The organism is Cytophagia bacterium CHB2 (assembly GCA_030263535.1).
Taxonomy (GTDB): Bacteria; Zhuqueibacterota; Zhuqueibacteria; order Zhuqueibacterales; family Zhuqueibacteraceae; genus Coneutiohabitans.
Map to the genome: position 1 here is coordinate 1 of SZPB01000105.1, position 17794 is coordinate 17794.

Below are 17794 nucleotides of genomic sequence, written 5' to 3' on the forward strand. Positions count from 1 at the left end.
ACCAGGGCCTGCGCCACGGGAATTTCATAAATCGAGTCTTCCGTCAACGACACACGAATCGTATCGCCAAGCCCGTCTTCCAACAACGCGCCGATGCCTACGGCAGACTTGATGCGGCCGTCTTCGCCGTCGCCCGCTTCCGTAACGCCGAGATGAAAGGGATAGGTCATGCCCAATTCATACATGCGCGCCGCGAGTAAACGATATGCCTGAATCATGACTTGCGGATTCGAAGATTTCATCGACACGACGATATCTTTGTAGCCGTGCGACTCGCAGATGCGGATGAACTCCAACGCAGATTGCACCATACCTTCAGGCGTGTCGCCGTAGCGATTCATGATGCGATCGGCAAGCGAACCGTGATTCACGCCGATGCGCATGCTCACGCCATTGGCCCGGCATTTTTTCACCAGCGGCGAGAAGCGCTGCGCGATGCGCTCGAGCTCGCCTTGATATTCGGCCTCGGTGTATTCGCGCACCTCGAACTTTTTCTTGTCCGCATAATTGCCGGGATTGATGCGCACTTTCTCGACAATCTCCGCGGCTACCAACGCCGCGTTGGGTGTGTAGTGAATATCCGCCACCAGCGGCACACGAATGTTTTGCCGCCGCAGCTCGGCTTTGATGTTGCGCAGATTCTCGGCCTCGTTCATCGAAGGCGCTGTGATGCGCACAATCTCGCAACCGGCTTCGTGAAGTTGAATGGTTTCTTTCACAGTCGCGGCCGTGTCCATGGTATCGGAAATCGTCATGGATTGCACGCGAATGGGATTCTCGCAGCCAATGCCAATGTCGCCCACTTTCACTTCGTGCGTCGGGCGCCGGCGGTAAAAAAACGGGTGTTCACAGAATTTCACAAATGAGGAGATCATAAGCTGCTTTCGATGTATGCGATGTACTTTTTGACTTCGGTTGTTTTCTTCAACACGATCTGGCAATTGCTATCGTAGATGACTGTTTCATATGTTCAACGCATTGTCACGCAGGGTTCCCAAGATTTTGACCTTTTCCCAGTTCCTGTCGACCTTCCATGATCTTGTGAAGGCAACAGCACACTACTAAATACTTCACAAGATTCCATCTGAATGACCAAAACAGAGTATCCGAATAGTTCAAGGTGTCAGTGCACCGGGCCCACTCAAACACCCAGATAGAGTTTTCGTTGATATTGAAAATCGAGAAAACGATGATGCGCCATCACTTCAAACAACTCGCGGTGGTCGCGGTCGCGATCAAGCAGCAAAATCCCTTGCTCAAAGATGCTGTTCATCAAATAAAGATTTTCCAGGCGATCCAGGAAAGTCACATCCAAATTTTCCAGCGCAGTTTTCTTGCCCAATCGTTGAATGATGCCGAGCCGTTCGTCGAGGCTTAATTTCTTTGCAGGAAAGACGGCAATGTCGATATCGCTCAGGGGTGTCGTTTCATTCACCGCTGCAGAACCGAATAAATAAGCAAAAAGAATTGCTGCTTCACATGCGAGTGCCTGCTGCAGCTTTTTATGCATCCGGTTGTTCATTGCCAATTTGAGATTGAATCATCATCAGAAATTCGTGACGGCATTCACACGCTGTGACCGGCAAATATAACACATCTGTGCAGGATAGTCAACCGGTGTAATCGTGCTAAACTTCCTTACAATACAATCCTGGCAGCTAGCCGTTTCAAACGAATGAGTTTCGCGCCGGCACAATTCTCATTGAATTTGGATTGGGATTTTTGTAAAACAACAGGTGTTTTCTTAGAGTCATTTCCTTGACGTAGCAGCATCAAACAAAGGAGTGCAACATGAGAATTGGAATTCTGGGCTCGGGAGATGTGGGAAAAGCGCTGGCCACTGGTTTCATAAAATATGGCTACGAAGTGATGGTGGGAACACGTAATCCGGGAAAATTATCTGCCTGGAAAGCCTCTGCGGGAAAGGACGGGAGAGTTGGAACCTTTGCTGAAACGGCAGCCTTTGGTGAGATGTTGGTGCTGGCTGCCAAAGGCACGATAGCCCAAAGTACATTGCGGTTGGCCGGCGAGGAAAATCTCAAAGGCAAAATCATTATTGACACCACCAATCCCATTGCCGAAACGCCGCCGGAAAATGGTGTGATAAAGTATTTCACCTCGCTCGACAACTCGCTCATGGAACAATTGCAGGCGGCTTTCCCGGAGACGCATTTCGTCAAAGCGTTCAGTTGTATCGGCAATGCGTTTATGATCAACCCGAATTTCGGCGGCATTAAGCCGAGCATGTTTATTTGCGGCAACCATCAAAACGCCAAGAATGAGGTCAGTAAAATTCTTGACCTGTTTGGCTTTGAGGTGGAGGACATGGGAGGCGTGGAGGCGGCGCGCGCCATTGAGCCGCTGTGCATCTTGTGGTGCATCCCGGGATTTTTGCACAATGACTGGACGCATGCCTTCAAGTTGTTGAAGAAATAGCCTTGCGCCACGGGCGTTGTTAATCGCGTGTAAACGCCAGAATTTCTCAGATAACTTTTAAACATGGTGACACGATACGTTCTGCCATCTATCGTTTCTCAAGGCTTCACCCTCACGAATCGAAAGCCGAGCGATGAATTCTGACAAGCTCAATGCCTGGACAAATTTGATCTCCAAAATTGTTTGGTTAATTGTCATCCTCATCGTCGCTGCCGGTGTAGGCAAGTGGTGGTTGAGCCGTGAAACGGCAAAGCCCGTGCGGGTTACAAAGCCGGTTCCCGAGCCGCCGGTTGATTGGACGCAGGTCGATGCCGCCATCGTGGCTTCATTGGCGCAAGCGCGTGCGGCGGCGGATACAACTGCCACGCATAAGCTGAACGCCTGGATCGACGATCTCATGTGGCGCGTGGACCGGGATTTTCTCGACTGGTATTTCGGCTATTGGAATCAGCAAAAGCTGGGATTAAAAGCGCTGGGTTATGCCGTCATGCATTATGTCTTTGAAGATGAGCCAGAGGCCGCCGAGCGCATCACCGAGGAAGTTCAGGAAGAATTTGCGCAACGCGTGCTGCGCCCGCAAATCGCGCAACTGGAATTGGAGCGCATGACCACCGAAGTTTTGGAAGTCTATGTCAGCAGTCTGGCGCGTGATCTCGCCGGTATTCCCGCCGAGTACAAAATTCCAAAGCCGGAGTGGGAGCGCTATCTCGACGATATTGCCGTGCTCACCTCGAATATTGAAGGCAATCGCCAGATTTCGCTTTCACTGAAAGCTGCCACGGTATCGACAGTGGGCGGCGGCGTGATGCTGTCGAAATCATTAAGCCCGGCCATCAAAAGTATGGGCACGAAAGTATCGGGCAAGCTGGCCGGCAAGGCCGCCGGTGAAGCAGCGGCGGGCGTCGCTGCGAAAACCGGCGGGAAAGTCACAGCCAAAACCGGCGGCAAATTGTTCGGTTTGATTTTGGGTTTCGGCATTATCATTTGGGATGTGTGGGATCATTATGAAACGGAGGAAGTCGAGCGCCCGATGTTGCGTGAGGCGATCTCCGATTATTTCGTTGAAGTCAAACAAAGCCTACTTTATGAGCCGGAAACCGGTATCATGTCGATCGTTCATGGGATCGAAGGCAACGTTGTTTCATCGTTGCGCACGCAGCCGCCTCCACACAACCCTGAATTTAAGCAATAGCATCACCATGAAACAGAACAATCAAGCCATTTCAATTTGGCTCATCATCGGCGGGGCGGCGCTGTTCTTTTTGTTGATCATGATCATCGGCAACCTCCTCGTGATCGGCGAGAAGATCGGGCGTGTTCATCCGGCATTGGAAGCAGCATTTTATCTGCTGATTCTGGTTCTCGGTTTTGCCTTTTTTGTGCGTCCCGTTATGACGGTTCTAAAAGCGCCGGTTATACCGATTCATATGTTCGTTGCGCAAAACGGATTGACCGATGCACCAACCTGCCGTCGCATCGCAAAGACGATGATTAAACGGGGACGGCTGAACGCAGAAGAGCTGGCGCGTTTGCAGACTGCGATGCAGCAAGGCCTTGATCTCAATGAACCGTTGCGCACGCTCTTTACGCAGCGAGTCCAGCAGATGAACGCAATCGTTTCCAAGAATGCCAAACTTGTTTTCGTGTCAACGGCCATCTCGCAAAACGGCCGGCTCGACACCGTCATGGTGATCGGCACGAACGTTCGCATGGTGCGGGAATTGGTGGCTAGTCTGGGATTTCGCCCGGCGTTGCCGCAATTGGTGAAGATGTATACCAGCATCGCTGCGGCAGCATTGATTGCCGAGGGCTTGGAAGATCTGGAATTGGAACAGGTTTTCCCCAATCTCGGCATGGGCGTGTTGGGCGCGATTCCCGGCTTTCAATTAATTACCGCTTCCTTGCTGCAAGGCATGGCGAATGCGTTTCTCACGCTGCGTGTGGGTGTGATGACGAAGAATTATCTGCTCGCCGCCGGCCAGAACTTTGTGCGCAAGGAGGCGCGCCGCGCTGCCAATCGCGAAGCGGTGAGGATGCTCAAACCCGTGATAAAAGAAGGATTGGTGTTGATGCCGGTGTCTCTGAAAGAAGCCTGGGTGAGGCTGTTCTAGCTTTACCCCAATCTCTCCAACATCGAATAGAGCTTGCGGCGCGTGATGCCCAGCAATTTCGCGGCGCGGCTCTTGTTGCCTCCCGCCTTTTCAATTGCGCGATGAATTAACCGCCGTTCCATATCTTCCAGGTTGATGCCTTCTTCCGGAATATCAAATGAGGTGGGCAGTTTTTGAATACCCTGAATGTGCGGCGGCAAATCCGTCACGGTGATCGCCTGATCGCCCGCCATGATCAGTGAGCGTTCAATGACGTTTTCCAGTTCACGCACATTTCCCGGCCACATGTACAGGCGCAGCTTTTCCATGGCCTCCGCTGTTATGGCCTCGGGATTCTTGCCGGCCTTGGCGAGAAAGTGGCTGATGAGATCGGGGAGATCTTCCAGGCGGCGGCGCAACGAGGGAATCGTGATGGGAAAAACATTGATGCGATAGTAAAAATCCTCGCGAATCATACCACTTTTCAATCCGGTTTCAAGATCGCGATTGGTGGCCGCAATCGTGCGGCTGCGGATGGCGATCGGCTCGGTGCCGCCGAGATGAATGATCTGGCGGTTTTGCAGGGCGCGCAGCAACTTCACTTGAATTGCCGGCGTGATTTCGCCGATCTCATCGAGAAAAATAGTGCCCTCGCCTGCCACCTCGAACAGGCCGGGCTTGCGTTTGTCCGCTCCCGTGAATGCACCTTTTTCATAACCGAACAATTCACTTTCCAGCAAATTCTCCGGCAGGGCGGCGCAGTTGATCGTCACAAACGGCCTGTCCGCACGCGGACTGAGATAATGTATTGCCTGCGCCACTAGTTCTTTGCCTGTGCCGCTCTCGCCGCGAATCAAAACCGTGGCATCGCTGGGCGCGACTTTGTGAATCATTTTGTAGACTTCCTGCATCGCGCCGCTTTTGCCGATCATGTTTTCCACGGCATAGCGTTGCTTCAATTCGTTTTTGAGCGAGCGGTTCTCTTCCACCAGGGCGTTGCGGTCGGCCAGCCGCCGGATCTTGAGTTTCAACTCATCCAGCTCGAATGGTTTGATGATGTAATCGTAGGCGCCGTTTTTCATCGCATCCACCGCTGTCTGCGCTGTGGCGTAAGCCGTCATCAAAATCACCTCGCACTGCGGGTGGCGCTGTTTGGCTAAGCGCAGAACTTCCATTCCGCCAGGCTCGCCCATTTTCAAATCCGTGAGAACAAGCTCGAAGGCGTGCGTATCGAGCGCGTTGATCGCGGCAGTGCCGCTCGTTGCCGTGGCAATGGCATAGCCTTCCGGCTCCAACGCAGCCTTGAGCACAGCGCACATGCGCGCTTCGTCATCGACAATCAAAATACGATAATCGTTCATCTGGTTTCTGGTTTCTGGTTTCTGGTTGCTGGTTGCTGGTTACTCGTCGTCCGGCGATGCGATCGTGGGAAAATTCTCCTACAGCCACTGTCGTGATGACTTGCTTTAATCATCCCGGCAGCCAAATATGCATGGTTGTTCCCTTGCCTTTTTGGGATTCGGCTTCGAGACGGCCTCTGTGTTTTTCAATTAGTTGTTTGGAAACCGCAAGGCCGAGTCCGGAGCCGTGGGTTTTTGTGGTGAAGAATGGCTCGAAAATTTTTTCAGGCGCGACCGGCAGCCCCGGCCCGCTGTCACGCACGCTGAGATGAACGTGTTTTTGATCCGGGCGCAAGTCTTCGAGAGTCACCTCGATTATGCCGGCGCCGCTCACCGCCTGCGCCGCATTCAAAAACAAATTCATCAATATTTGCGTCAAAGCGTCTTCGTCAAAATTCATGACAATGCTCTGCGGCATGGCGTCGAAACGCCAACTAATGTCCGCGGCATGATCTTGATTGCGCGCCCGGGCCAGGGCCTGCGACACGGTTTGCACGAGATCGCCGGGCCGCAACACCAGCTCGCGATCGCGCGCGAACGCCAAAAAATCATTCACCAAGCGGCTCAAGCGCCGCACTTCGGACGGTATAAATTCGAATAACTCGTCGGGCTGCGTTTTGCTGTCATATTTTTGGCGCAGAACTTCTGCGGTATTTTTAATGATGCTGAGCGGATTGCGGATTTCGTGCGCGACCGTTGCCGTCATTTGCCCCATTGCTGCCAACCGTTCCGAACGGCGCAAGTCTTCTTGTGTGCGCAGGAACAACGAAATAGCGCTGGCCAAAAAAATGGCAAAGAAAATCAATACTGCCAGGCTGATCAGGCCTATCAAAATCAAACCGCGGCGGAATCGCAGCAATAAATCAAAAAAATTTGCGCTTGCCTCCACTACTATTAAGCATACGACTTCGAATGAGGCATTCTTGACCGGCGCATACGCCGTTTTGAAACGCGAGTCAGCAATCACGCGCACCGCCGAAGCGCTGATGGCGCCGCCCCAGGCTGCAGCAACTTCGGCGCTGTCTTCACGCAAATAAAGCACCTCCCGTCCCGACGGAAAAAGTTCCGGATCGCTGCTCGCCAGCACACGCAGATCCCGATCGACAAGATACATTTGCTGCACCTCGATCTCCTCCGGCAGGCGTTCGAGCAGGGGCTGCACCAACAAGCGCGCGCTGAATTGCTGCCCATTTTCAAGATAGCGGATGAACGGGCCATTTTCGACCAACTCGGCCGAGAGCCGCGCCACGGCATGCAACCGCGCCTCCAATTCACTCTCTAATGAATCTTCAATGCGATTGATGAAAAACCAACTGCCCAGGTTGAAGATCGTCAGCACGAGAATGATCATCACACTTACCCAAATGACGAGGGCGCGTGAAGACTTTAGCAATGAAAAGGGCATGCTGTTTTTCTCATCGGAGTCCAAAGGGAACAGGATTGCCGCGCAGAACAAATGGCAACGTTTATGCAATCGTTCCTGGAGCCTGTTTGCTCAATCGTTGCATAACTTCATCGATGACGCGAAACGGCGGCAACAGGTTCTGGCAATCTGTGTGTTGCAGCGGGCAATAATTTTTATGGCACGGCCGGCAGTCGATTGGAATATCCAATGCAAGATGGCCGTTTGTGATTTCATAGGGAAACCAAATCTCCTTCTGGCTCGGCCCGAACAAGCCGATGGTGGGCGTGCCCACGGCCACCGCCAGATGCATAATGCCGCAATCATTTGCCACAACCGCCTTGCATTGATGTTGAATGGCGGCGGTCTCACGCAAAGATAAAACCGGCAGAATCGTTGCGGCCGGCGACAGTCGCTGCAATTCTTGCACAATGCCTGTTTCACCCGGCCCTTGTGTGACGACAACCTGCACGCCGTTTTTTTGCAAATGATTCGATACCTCAGCAAAATACTTTTCCGGCCAGCGCTTGTTCGGCCAGGTAGCGCCGGGATGAAGCGCGACCACCGGTTTGGCCGGATCGATATTCTGCATGAATAAAAAACTCTGCGCCCACAAGCGTTCGTCCGGCGTCAAAAAAATTTCGGTGTATTTGCTGGTTGTTGCCAGGCCGAGAAGTTGCAGGCTGCGCAAATGAAAGTCGATCGCACTCACTTCGACATTGGGCGGCGGCACGCGAAAATTGTAGAGCTTGCCGCGCCCGCGAAAATCGCCGCCAATGCGGACGCGCGCGCCGGTCAACCACGTCATCAGAGCCGTGCGCGGGTTGCCGAATAAATCAAGAACAAGATCGAAGCGCCGCCGGCGCAAGTGGCGATACAATCGGATTTGCTGCGCATGCGATTGCTGCGGCGAAAACGCAATGACTTCATCAACATGAGGGTTGTGCGCCAGCAACGGCGCAAAGGCGGCTTCCGTCAGATAAACGATTTCAGCGGCCGGGTAAGCCTCGCGCAAGCGCCGCACCACCGGCGTCGTCAAAATCACATCGCCCATGAAGCGCAAGCGGCTGAGCAGGATGCGCTGGAAGTTGTGGTTCTTGAGATTTGAAACGAGGTCTGCCACGAAATATTTGTGAATAAGCAAAAGGTTAATACTCTAAAATTCTATTGCGCCGAGGATGTTTTGATTGTCAACTCAATCTGCTTTTTGCCGGAGGGATGAAACTCGGCGAAAAGGAAAAGCCAGCGCCGCACCGAGATGGAAAGCGCCTGCTTATGTTTCTGTTTGCGAAACTTTTTGACTTCGCCTCTTGGCGCGAATACGTTTAAGGTTTTGGTGATCTTGCCAGGCATTTATCAACGAGCAACAAACCTCACTTTCCTTGCAACTCGAACACGCCGTCCCAACTTTTGGGCCGTGGCGCTTGCAGAAAAACCTCGCAGCGGCGCAGCATTTCAAGGGCGGGGCCGTCTTTTTTGAGCGAGAGCACGCGGCGAAACTCGGCGATGGCTTTTTCCCATTGCTGCTGGCGATAGAATTCCAGGCCACGGGCATAATGCGTATAAATCGCGGCGGCTTCCTGGCCAATGCCCTGATCGCGGCGCGTAATCAACTCATAAATTTTTACCGGTTTGGTTTTACCTTTTACTCGAATGAAATCCAACTCGCGCGCAATGACTTTATTCTTGACCAACTCGTGAGTTTCTTCACTGATGATAATATTCGTGCCATACATTTTGTTCACGCCTTCGAGGCGCGAGGCCAGATTGACGGAATCGCCAATCATCGTGTAATCGAATCGATCTTTACCGCCAATGTTGCCGGCGATCATAGCGCCGGAATTAAGGCCGATGCGCACCTCGAAGAGCGGACGCCTCTCGCGTTCCCATTTTTTGCGCAAGGAGACCAGTTCCTCTTGCATATCAAGCGCGGCAAAGCACGCGCGCTCGGCGTGATCGGGTTGATCCACCGGCGCGCCGAATGCGGCAACGATGGCATCGCCCTCGTATTTGTCGAGATAGCCGCCGTATTTCAGCACGATCTCCGTCATTGCGGAAAGATACTCATTTAAATGCTGAATCAATGCCGCGGGCCCCAACTTTTCCGATATCGTGGTGAAGTTTTTGATATCGGAAAAAAAAGCCGTGGCATATTTATGTTCGCCGCCCAGCTTGAGCATGTTGGGATTGCGCAGAATCTCGCGCATAAGATTATCGGAGAGATAGTTGCCGAACATGCCAAAAATGAGCTTTTTTTCGCGCTCTTCGTTGAGATAACGATAGATCATCGCGAGCAACAGCGCGATCACCATAACCTGCACCGGCGCCACCGCCGGAATCCACGCGAGTCGATTGGTGAAGGCCCAGAAGGTGAACCAGACATAGGCCGCGCCGCATACGAGAGAACATAAGATGCTCAACCACGGGCTTAAGAGAATTGCAATAACACCGATCAACGCGCCCGTGATTGCCAGCGTGAGGTTGCTCGCGACTTCAGATTGGCGGGAGAGAAATTCTTGCTTCAGAATGCTGTAGATGAGGTTGGCGTGAATCTCGACGCCGGGGAAATCGCCTTGAAACGGCACGACCCGCAGATCATACAAGCCCGGCGCCGAAGTGCCGACCAGGACGATTTTATTGCGAAAAAAATCCACGGGCAGGCGCTGTTCGAGTACGTCGACGTAGGGCACGTAACGAAATGTTTGATAGCTTCCGACATAGTTGATCAAGACCCGGCCATCATTGTCAATCGGAATATGCCAGCTTGCGCCGCCATTTGCAGCCTGGCGCAACACCACTTCCTTGCCGGGAACAACGTGAATTTGGCGACGATCGATGCCGGCGGCTTCCATAACAACTGCCAACGGAAGTGAGGGATAAGTCTTGCCGGCAAAATTCATGAACAGCGGCATGCGGCGAATGGCATCATCTTCGTCTGCCAAAAAATTCGCAAATCCAAGCTGCGCGCTGGCATTGTACAACTCAAAAAACTCGCCGTCAAAACGATCTTCATGCGCAAATCTCCGCGCGGCAGAGGGCGGCAAGTCCAGCGCATAGCGCGCTGCGTTGAACGATTGCGGCGGCTCTGTCATAACATAACGAAATGCCTCAGGATTGGCGCGCGCGAACGCCAGCGCATTGACCACGTTGCCGGCGGCATACACACGGTCGGCAAACAAACTATCGGCGCGGCGATTGAGATTCCGGTTCATGAATAGAATATCGAAACAAATCACGGAGGCCCCGCCCGTGTGCAGATAATCCACCAAGCGGGCATGATGCGTGCGCGGCCATTGCGAAAAGTTGCCGAGCTTTTGCATGCTGCGCTCGTCAATATCGACGATCACGATTTCTTCAATGGCGGCTTCACCGCGCTGGGCGCGCAAATGATCAATGCGCCGGCGATAGCGCAGATCCAGCGTCTCTGCTTCGAAGCGGTTGTAGATACCCGGCGCAACAACTTCGCTGAACAGCCAAATCAGCCCGGCAGCCAGCAAACCCAGCGCGGCGCCGAGCAGTGTTTTTCGAGCCAGGGAATATTTCAGTCGCATCGCAGATACTCGCCCGTGAATGTCTTGCGAACGTTGCCGGCGAGCGTTAACCGGCCGGTTGCCAGCTCTTGCTCAACACATAACTCACCCCCGGGAGTCGTCAAGGTGATCGGAAAACTCATGTGATGCCTCAGATGCGCCAGCCATGCCGAGGCCACCGCGCCCGTGCCGCATGCCAGGGTTTCTTCCTCGACACCGCGTTCATATGTGCGCAGTTTAAGATGTGACGGTGAAACCATTTCGACGAAATTCACATTCGCGCCGGCGGGCGCAAATGCGGGGTGATGGCGCAGCGTGCGGCCAAGTGCGGTTACTGGAGCTTTTGAGACATCATTTACAAACACAATATAATGCGGCACGCCGGTATTCACGAACCCGCATTCTTCGAGGTGAAGCCCCTCCGGATATTCCAGAGTTTTGAGCGCGCCCGGCTGTAAACGAAGATCGTGAGGCGACTGCATGCGCAAACGCACACGATCGCTTTCGACGCGGGCGTGGTAGCGGTCGCCGCTAACCTCAAAATACATTTCTGCCGTCGCCATGCCGTGCGTGTACGCATGAAAAGCGCTGGCGCGCGCGCCGTTGCCGCACATTTCCGACTCACGGCCATCACGATTGAAATAGCGCATGGTGAAAGCGCAATCCGCCCGCCGCGGATTCTCAATCAACAAAATGCCGTCCGCGCCGATGCCGGTTTTGCGGCCACACATCTCGTGCAGCAAAGTTGTTTCGTCGCCGTTTAAAATGCGCCGGCGATTGTCGATCAAAATGAAATCATTTCCGGTTGCGGAGTATTTAATGAAGGGAATCGTCGAGGACATGAGAACAAGCCGAGCTTGGGTGTCAACCTCAAGAATAAATGCCTAGGAAGAATTGGCAGGAATATAAACAGGGGGGAAGAGAAAGTCAAAACGTTTGGGCTTGTTTTCTTTGTGGTGGGCTTTATGTTTATCAGTACCCGCAATTTTACCGGTTGACGCAAAATTGAAACGTAAATTTTGTTCGCGCTAGTCTAGTTGCCCTTAAGTCGGCGGTATTTAATCTGTCTGATGCAATTTGACAATCAAGATCGGTAATCCCAGTTTGTTCGGCCGTGGCTGATCATTACCAAACTTGAATGTCAAAATTCATAAGACTGGCTTAGACTGTTCAAGCAGAACAATCTTGAAATGGGAGTTTTCGAGAAAACGCCTACTCAAAATCCAGCAGCGTGTGGGAATACGATTTCAGCTCGGCGCCGCTTGCCGCGATATAACGGCTCCAGAAATCATTGATGATGAAATAGCGTTCGGTTTCCTTGGAGTAAGCGCCGGCAATCCACACCTCGACATCGTCCAGCTTGGGAATGCGGCCCTTGTTCTTCAGCGTTTCGAGCGCGCGATTGACGTAGGCCGCGTTCATGTTATCCGTGCGAAAATCGAATTCATCCGTGCTTTCCTGCATATCGGAAATGATCACCAGCGACTTTTTCAGGCGCTTGCCCCGCATGAGCTGATCACAGATTAAAAACGAGTTGATAATTTCGGCTTTCTGAATGCGCGGCTTGGTTTGCAGCACGCTGTCGACCGTCGTCAAGATCTCCGCGGTAATGCCGCGCGTGTGGCGATCGTATTGCGTACGATTATCCGTCCAGAAATTAAAAGAGGGCAGTGTCGCGTCATAAATCGGGGCAAAGTCGGCGATGGTGAGATCGATGATTTTGCACACGGTCAAGCGGTCGCCGGGATGCAATTTGGCAACGATGCTTTGCAGATATTTTTGATAATTGTCCCGGTCGGGCAGTGTGCTCAACGACATGTCGAGAAAGATCATCACCCAGCGACGCTCGCCGTCTTGCGCTTCCGTGTTGTTACACCCGGTGTGCAACAGCAAGATCGGGAACATGAGCACTGACAACCCCATCCGCCAAAACGATTTGCTCGTCCATTTCCTAATCGCGATAGTCATCCTAAGCAATCCCAAAACCAATGATTGAAGCCGTTATGGATATTAATCAAAAGCGTAGCGCGAACTGCCCGCTTGCGAGGGCAGGCTGCGCAATGGCAATCCCTGACCGTTGGTGGCAAACGTTTCTTCCTCGAAATCGGGAATGAGAATATCGGGCAGCATTTCGAAGGCCTTGGGCCGGCGATCGTCTTCGCGGTGGCGCATGTTGTGCTGGCGATAAACGCTGATCGCTTGATGCGCCGCGTCCCGGATGCGGTAGCTCTGATTGTGGCAGGAGGATTTGAGCGCGTTGCGGCGGCTTTCGATTTTGTGAATCTTGGCCATCGCTTTCAAGTAATCACGTTTGAACTTGAATAATTTGAAATCGCGTTCGTGCGCATACCACGAAGCATATACCGAAATTACGAAGATCAGCAAATTCAGCGAGAGAAAAAACAACCACGCACTAAACGCCATTTCTTCGGTGGAAGAAGAGGTCAAGCGCAGGTAATTGTTCCGCACTTCGGCGAGCGAATACAGCGAGAACAGGATGACGGCCAAACATCCGACCGAGAGAAAAATCAACGGTTTTTCTTTTTCATCTTCGCGCAAAAAGCGGCCCCAAAAGTGGCCGGATACCGGAATGGCAAACGATAAAATCAACGCCATGATGATGGTTTCAAAGCGCGGCGAGCCGAAGATGTCGAAGACTTGCGCGTTCATCGCAAATTCAGCAATGCCGAAGACGAAGATCATGGGAAAATACCACCACGGGGTCACGTCAAAGGTTGAATCACGCTCCAAATCGTTGCGGCGCGCAAAGTAGTTCTCCTCTGCCTGCTTGAGCTTGTGCATCCAGTTTTTGTGCTCGCCGATGAGCTTGGCATCACGGCTCTGCCATTTTTGATAGACTTTGCGAATGTCGCGATCTGCGACCTTGCAGACTTTTTGCTCGTACTCGGAGGCGCACTGCACCTCATGCCATTGGCCGTTGCTGCTGAGGCCTTGTTGCTTGCCTTTATACAAATAATAAGCAATGTTGTCGCCGTTTTGGGCCGGCCGCTCTTTTACGCCATCCAATTTGCCGTTCAAGCGAGCTTGCCAGTTGGCCACCAGCGTCAAGGGTGCCATGTTTTACTCCTTTAATTCTGGGAGGTAGTGCTGCGCGTCTACTCAAATAAATTTTTGATTACCATAAAATACTCACAAATGCGCTCAAGTGAGCAAAGCCGGTGCTGTAATTTCACCGTGACAAAAAAATTTTCACTTCCATTTTTGTAAGTGACTCCTTATATTGATTTTGAGTCAATTTTGTTCAGTGCTGACCCTTCTTCGTTTCCGTACGAAACCGGGTCTGCTAAAATTCACGGTAACTGTTCAGTCGTGAGAAACTACTGCAGAGCGTTGTAACTTTTGCAGGCGAGAAGTCAGCACCAACGATAGAAAAGTGAAAACGCCCAAACGGTGATCTGCCCAGTTGCCACTCAGGAATAGCCATGATTAAATTGAACCATGAGGAGGGTCAATGAAAGTTGGCGTTATACGCGGCGAAGAGAACTCCTTCCCTGAAGCGTTGATAGCCCGGATTAACGAAAAAAGCGCCGAGCGCAATCTTCCCATCACTGCCGAATTTATCAAACTTGAAACCATTCGCATGGCAGAACCTTCGGGATACCATGTCATCATCGACCGCATTTCTCACGAAATCCCTTTCTATCGCGCATATTTGAAGAATGCCATGCTCTCCGGCGCACATGTGATCAACAATCCCTTCTGGTGGAGCGCAGACGACAAGTTCTTCAATTATGCCCTGGCGCACAAAATCGGCGTGCCGGTTCCCAAAACGGTGTTGCTGCCGCATAACGCCCATCCGCCCTACACCTCGTCGCAGTCCATGCGCAACATGGTTTATCCGATCAATTGGGATAACGTATTCGAATATATCGGTTTTCCTGCGTTTCTCAAGCCCCACAGCGGCGGCGGCTGGAAACATGTTTACAAAATTCACAATGCCGAGGAATTTTTTAATTGTTACAATCAAACCGGTGTTTTGTGCATGGTGTTGCAGGAAGGCATCGAGTTCACCGAGTACTATCGCTGCTATACCGTCGGCCGCAAACATGTGCGCATCATGCGCTACGATCCCGGCAAACCATTTTTTGAGCAGTACATTCAAAATGCCCCGCCGATGAGTCCCGAGTTGGAAGAAAAAATCATCAAATATTGTCTGCAGATCAACCATGCCTTGGGTTATGATCTAAATACCGCGGAATTTGCGGTGCGCGACGGTATACCGTACGCGATTGATTTTGGCAATCCCGCGCCGGATTGCGATTACAAATCTGTTACCGCGCCAAATTTCGAATGGGTGGTCGACAAGATGTCTGATCTCGCTATCGAACGCGCGCAGCTTCCAGCGCAACCGCCCACGGAGTTTTTGTGGTCAGACTTCATCGGCCAAACGGGTTTTGATCCGGTTGCGCCGCCGGCGGCCAAAACGACGCGCGGCAAAGGCAAGTGAGCATCACCGAAGGAGCGCTATCGTGAAAGAACAGTTCACCCTCGGAATTGAAGAGGAGTTCCAAATCGTCGATCCTCAAACGCGGGAATTGCGTTCGCATGTTTCCCAAATGCTGGCAGACGGCAAGATGTTGTTACAGGAAAACATCAAACCGGAGATGCACCAATCCGTGGTGGAGGTGGGCACCGGCATTTGCAAAGACATTAAAGAAGCGCGGCAAAGTGTGTCGGCGCTGCGACGCGGCATCGCGCAAATCGCGGCCAAAAACGGGTTGCGCATTGTCGCCGCCGGCACACACCCGTTTTCGGATTGGCGGATGCAGGAGATTACCGAGCACGAACGTTACAAAAACATCATCGACGAAATGGGCGACGTGGCGCGCGCCAATCTGATTTTCGGCCTGCACGTTCACGTCGGCGTCGATGATCGCGAAACGGCGATTGCGCTTTGCAATCAGATGCGTTATTTCCTGCCGCATATTTTGGCCCTGTCGACGAGTTCGCCGTTCTGGCTGGGCCGGCGCACGGGTTTGAAATCCACGCGCGCCGTCATCTTTCGCCGCTTTCCGCGCACCGGCATCCCGGATTATTTTGCATCCTGGGCCGACTTTGAAGATTTCGTGCAGACGCTGGTCAAAACCAATTGCATCGACAACGGCAAAAAAATTTGGTGGGACATCCGGCCGCACGCCTTCTTCAACACTCTCGAAGTCCGCATTTGCGACTTGCCGACGCGCCTGGATACCACGATTGCCCTGGCCGCGCTGATTCAAGCCACCGTTTGCAAGCTGTGGATGCTGCACAAAAACAACATGAGCTTCCGCATTTATCGCCCCACCCTGATCGAAGAAAACAAATGGCGCGCCGCGCGCTACGGCGTCGAGGGCAAGCTCATTGACTTCGGCAAGCAAAAAGAAGTACCGTTACGCGATTTGATTTATGAGTATATTCGTTTCGTGGATGAGGCGGTGGATGAATTGGACAGCCGCGAGGAAATCAATTACCTCTACCGCATTCTCGACGGCGGATCGAGCGCCGATCGCCAGCTTCGCGTCTATGAGGAAAGCAATCACGATTTGACTGCGGTTGTGGATTATCTGATTAAGGAGACGATGGAAGGAGTGGCGTGAGGCTTCCCGGCTCAGGCGCATCGAATGAAATTTTCAGCCCCATGCCTTTTAGGCTGGGGCTTTTTGTTTATGCAACCCCAGGAGTTCCAGAAAAAACTTGCCATCGAGTTTAGCCGTCCAGCGCAGCTTTTGCAGGAAGGAAGCTGATGGTTTTTCCGTGCGATTTCCGGCGGCGCCGCTCAACTCTGCCGGCGGATAAAACACGTGCGTCTCAACCTTGCCAATACCCTCGCAGTTGACTTTGCACTTCTCCGGCCGCAATTCATAGAAATCGCCAAATTGGCGAAAAATCGGGTCTGTCATCAAAATGTACTCACGCGCGGACAACGGATTTTTCAGCAAGCGGTGCACCAGAATCACATCCAGCCCGAACAGCTTTTCGAACGTTTGAATCCGCTCGATCGCCACTTCCCCGGCGTGGAGAACGATCTTCAGGCGCATGTCTTCCACCTTGGTGCACGCCTCGCAGACGCATAAGCGCAAATCGCAGGTTTGATGCAACGCCTGATAAAATGCCTGGAAGAAAGCCGGCAATTGCGTTTTGATGGCTGCAAGCGTGCGCGGCACATTGCCCTCGGGACAAACGGCGTAGAAAAAGGCGGCATCGCCCTCCAATTCCGCGAGTTTGAGCGGCGGCGCGGAAACGGATATAATCGCCCGCAGCAGTTTCACCACAATTTGTTTGGCATGGTTGGTTGCCATGCGATGCAGCTTCATAAACTGCGTGAACCCGCTAATGTCGGCAATCAGCAGAACGGCTTGCGAAGTTGGCGGTTGCAAATCACCCTCATGGTTAATATGATTTATGTTGCGCAATATAAGCCAGCGCCAGCCTGATGTCAATGAAGAAAACGAGGTATTGGCCAAAGCGCGCGTCGAATAACGACACTGCCCACCACCTACCTGCCAGCCAAGCGCACCCAAAACGTCTAAAATACAAAAGCCCCAACGCTAGGCGCGGGGCTAAAGTATCATCTCAAAAAAACAATCAAACTCAGGCGACGTGTTTAATCATATTTCGTCAACTCGGCTTTGGCCTCGTGATAGATTTTGGTTTTTTCAGCGAAAGGGATGAACAGGCTTTTGAAGCCGTTGAGAATGATCTTTTTGACCTGTTCGTAATTCAAATCCCAGGTTTGCACCGCCAGCCACAGCTCGTCTGTCATCGTCGTGCGCGAGATCAAGCGATTATCGGTATTGAGTGTGACGCGCAGTTGGCGGTCGAGGAATTTCTTGAACGGATGATGCTCGATGCGCAACACGGCTTTGGTTTGCACGTTGCTGATCAGGCAAACTTCCAGCGGAATGCGATGGTCGCAGACATAGTGGAGCAGTTCTT

15 protein-coding genes are annotated in these 17794 nt (G+C 52.4%); 4 read left to right on the forward strand and 11 right to left on the reverse strand.

What is annotated here, in order from left to right:
- Together ispG and FBQ85_12140 are read right to left on the reverse strand one after the other, a co-directional pair.
- The coding region (gene ispG, locus FBQ85_12135) for a (E)-4-hydroxy-3-methylbut-2-enyl-diphosphate synthase (protein MDL1875903.1) at positions 1–875 on the reverse strand (875 nt) is incomplete at its 3' end.
- A 266-nt stretch (positions 876–1141) separates the two neighbouring features.
- Positions 1142–1522 (reverse strand): nucleotidyltransferase domain-containing protein, encoded by a 381-nt coding sequence (locus FBQ85_12140; GenBank protein ID MDL1875904.1) that lies wholly within the window; start codon positions 1520–1522, stop codon positions 1142–1144.
- A gap of 269 nt (positions 1523–1791) precedes the next feature.
- Between FBQ85_12140 and FBQ85_12145 the strand changes: the two genes are divergently transcribed.
- Positions 1792–2436, forward strand: a complete 645-nt coding sequence (locus FBQ85_12145) for a DNA-binding protein (GenBank protein ID MDL1875905.1) — start codon at positions 1792–1794, stop codon at positions 2434–2436.
- Between the two features lie 989 nt (positions 2437–3425).
- The gene (locus tag FBQ85_12150; protein ID MDL1875906.1) at positions 3426–4547 is read left to right on the forward strand and encodes a DUF697 domain-containing protein; all 1122 of its coding nucleotides are present in this window, start codon (positions 3426–3428) and stop codon (positions 4545–4547) included.
- A gap of 2 nt (positions 4548–4549) precedes the next feature.
- On the opposite strand, the gene FBQ85_12155 is transcribed toward FBQ85_12150, so the two are convergent.
- The 7 genes from FBQ85_12155 to FBQ85_12185 all read right to left on the reverse strand — a co-directional run bounded on the left by FBQ85_12155 (position 4550) and on the right by FBQ85_12185 (position 13936).
- The gene (locus FBQ85_12155) at positions 4550–5887 is read right to left on the reverse strand and encodes a sigma-54-dependent Fis family transcriptional regulator (GenBank protein MDL1875907.1); all 1338 of its coding nucleotides are present in this window, start codon (positions 5885–5887) and stop codon (positions 4550–4552) included.
- 109 nt (positions 5888–5996) lie between these two features.
- Positions 5997–7331 (reverse strand): hypothetical protein, encoded by a 1335-nt coding sequence (locus tag FBQ85_12160; GenBank protein MDL1875908.1) that lies wholly within the window; start codon positions 7329–7331, stop codon positions 5997–5999.
- 61 nt (positions 7332–7392) lie between these two features.
- Entirely contained in the window at positions 7393–8451 is a 1059-nt protein-coding gene (locus FBQ85_12165; GenBank protein ID MDL1875909.1) for a glycosyltransferase family 9 protein, read from the reverse strand.
- A 250-nt stretch (positions 8452–8701) separates the two neighbouring features.
- Positions 8702–10879, reverse strand: a complete 2178-nt coding sequence (locus FBQ85_12170) for a CHASE2 domain-containing protein (GenBank protein ID MDL1875910.1) — start codon at positions 10877–10879, stop codon at positions 8702–8704.
- Positions 10870–11700: a diaminopimelate epimerase gene (locus FBQ85_12175; protein ID MDL1875911.1), complete on the reverse strand. Its 831-nt coding sequence runs from the start codon at positions 11698–11700 to the stop codon at positions 10870–10872. Before FBQ85_12175 ends, FBQ85_12170 begins: the two co-directional genes overlap by 10 nt.
- 370 nt (positions 11701–12070) lie before the next feature.
- Entirely contained in the window at positions 12071–12826 is a 756-nt protein-coding gene (locus FBQ85_12180) for a hypothetical protein (GenBank protein ID MDL1875912.1), read from the reverse strand.
- A 42-nt stretch (positions 12827–12868) separates the two neighbouring features.
- Positions 12869–13936 carry a hypothetical protein gene (locus FBQ85_12185; protein MDL1875913.1) on the reverse strand — a complete coding sequence of 356 codons (1068 nt, stop codon included), beginning with the start codon at positions 13934–13936 and terminating at the stop codon, positions 12869–12871.
- A 394-nt stretch (positions 13937–14330) separates the two neighbouring features.
- Between FBQ85_12185 and FBQ85_12190 the strand changes: the two genes are divergently transcribed.
- Both FBQ85_12190 and FBQ85_12195 read left to right on the forward strand, forming a co-directional pair.
- The gene (locus tag FBQ85_12190) at positions 14331–15326 is read left to right on the forward strand and encodes a hypothetical protein (protein ID MDL1875914.1); all 996 of its coding nucleotides are present in this window, start codon (positions 14331–14333) and stop codon (positions 15324–15326) included.
- A 22-nt stretch (positions 15327–15348) separates the two neighbouring features.
- Positions 15349–16455, forward strand: a complete 1107-nt coding sequence (locus FBQ85_12195) for a carboxylate-amine ligase (GenBank protein ID MDL1875915.1) — start codon at positions 15349–15351, stop codon at positions 16453–16455.
- A 48-nt stretch (positions 16456–16503) separates the two neighbouring features.
- Here the strand turns inward: FBQ85_12195 and FBQ85_12200 are convergent, their stop codons facing one another.
- Positions 16504–17235: a DUF2652 domain-containing protein gene (locus tag FBQ85_12200; GenBank protein ID MDL1875916.1), complete on the reverse strand. Its 732-nt coding sequence runs from the start codon at positions 17233–17235 to the stop codon at positions 16504–16506.
- A 227-nt stretch (positions 17236–17462) separates the two neighbouring features.
- A partial coding sequence (locus FBQ85_12205; protein MDL1875917.1) for an adenosine deaminase occupies positions 17463–17794 on the reverse strand: 332 nt, incomplete at its 5' end.